1 protein-coding gene and 1 pseudogene are annotated in these 2,012 nt (G+C 55.8%); both read left to right on the top strand.

From position 1 onward, the window contains the following. A pseudogene (locus C487_RS09230) lies at nt 1-384 on the top strand (Piwi domain-containing protein); the annotation flags it as partial. 65 nt (nt 385-449) lie between these two features. Continuing rightward, nucleotides 450-2,012: phospholipase D-like domain-containing protein (locus tag C487_RS09225; protein WP_006185474.1), on the top strand; the 1,563-nt coding region annotated here is incomplete at its 3' end.

Below are 2,012 nucleotides of genomic sequence, written 5' to 3'. Positions count from 1 at the left end.
ATCGATATTCTTGACGTCCGAAAGAGCGGTGCTCCGCGAGCAGCAGTCTATCGGGACGACCAGTTCCAAGTCGATCACAAGGGCCGTCTCTTCGTCGCCCAGAGCGGCGACTACGGATTCCTTACGACGACCGGACGCCCGGAGTTCGATGAGGACGATGGACTCGGAACTCCACGGTCCCTTCGAGTCGTTCGACGAGCAGGCGAGACGCCGATGCGGACGTTACTGGAACAGGTATACTGGCTGAGCGAGAGCCATGTCGGGAGCGCACAGCGGAGTACACGTTTACCGATCACGACGTACTACGCCGATCGCTGTGCCGAACACGCTCGAGAGGGATATCTCGTCAACGGAGAACTGATTCGAGGTGTCCCGTACCTCTGAGCTAACGCTGCTGTAAGCTTCGAACCAACTCGGATCACCACTTTCAGACGAACATTCCACAACAGATGCAATTCGACATTCTGATCGACACCGCCCAAACGGACGATAGCTACGTCGAGATCTTCAAAAGCTGGCGCTCGTTCTCCGACCTCTTCGAGAATGCAAGGCGGATGCGCGTCGTCACGTACTGCGACTCCCCGGAATTCATTCTCGATCTTTTTGAGGATCTCGACGAACTGGAATCGCTCGAGGTGATCGTCGGTGACGTCGGCGACTATCGCGAGCGACTCATCGAGAAGCCGGACCTCGCTGATAGACTCGAGCGCCTTCGCCGAGAAGGGAAACTCACCATCTACCTCTGCGAGAACAAGGAGGTTCACTCTAAACTCTATCTAATCGAGTATGCAGACACTGCGGATGAGTCGGTCGATGACGGCGAGAGCAAGGGAGAAAGCGATCAGATGACGTTCGATTACGATGAGCAAGCTGAAGCAGATGACGTAGCTGAAAGCGAAGGCTCGCCGGCGAAAGTCATCGTCGGTTCCCCGAACCTCTCGCGTAACGCGTGGTCGAATCAGACCAACGTCGGCGTCGTGTACGAGACGACCACTGCCAGTGACCTTTTCGAGAACTTCGAAGACCTGTACCGAGACCATCGAGACTCGTACAACAACGACGGTCCTTTCCTTGAGGATCTGACGGAGCAGATCGAACGCTCGGAGGACGATCGAGAGGAAGTGATCAAACTCTTCACCGAGGGTGCGGTCGGAACACAGGACGAACTCGGTGAAGTCCATGGTCGTCTCGCCGATCACATCGATGCCGAAGTCGATACGGTCGATCTCGTTCTCGGGGACGAAGGCGACGAAGAACTCCCGAACGACGAGTCCGAGACGACAACGGAGCGTGACTTAGGCTCGGAAACTGACGAGGCTGAACCGGGACTGGAAGACGCACCACAAGATCGAATCACGCTCTCACTGCGAGGATACGACGAGTCAACTGTCGATACGTTATCGCAGATGTCGGACTTCGATGCGACCGTCTCTAACGATGCGCTGACGACGACGCCCGACGCGTTTCAGCGGTATGCCCAACAAGTGTTCGACGTTCCGACGATGCACCTCGACCAAGAGGGGGAGCAGCTCAAGTTCCACTACGATGGGACCGTCTATCGCGTTACCCGACTTCCAGAGGACCCTCAACAGGTTAACGATGCTCTCGCCGAGATAGAAGCATACTTCGAGACCGTCGACGATTACGGAAACTCCAATAACCCCACAGCGGTGAAAGCCCACATGTATGAGGCCCTTTTGTGGTTCTTCTGGGCACCATTCGCGAATCGGCAAGCGGCGTTCTACCAGCGACACGGTATTAATCTCGATAAAGCTCTCCCCTACCTCTACGTCTTCGGCGAGTCGAACGGTGGAAAGGGTACGTTCTGCCGATTCGCCCTCTCGTTGATTAGCGGAAACCGAGTCGAAGCACCGGTCGATGCAGACGAGATCGGCAAACGGAAAGTCCGTAATCTGCGTTCGGTCCATACGTCGTTTCCAGTCGTCGTCGACGACATTACTAAGCAGAAGGTGAATTCGTTGGATACGCTGCGTAACTATTGGAGCGGCTGG

It is taken from the genome of Natrinema pallidum DSM 3751, assembly GCF_000337615.1.
Taxonomy (GTDB): Archaea; Halobacteriota; Halobacteria; order Halobacteriales; family Natrialbaceae; genus Natrinema; species Natrinema pallidum.
The sequence above is the reverse complement of the archived record's forward strand: the minus strand, read 5'-3'. Positions and strand labels throughout refer to the sequence as shown.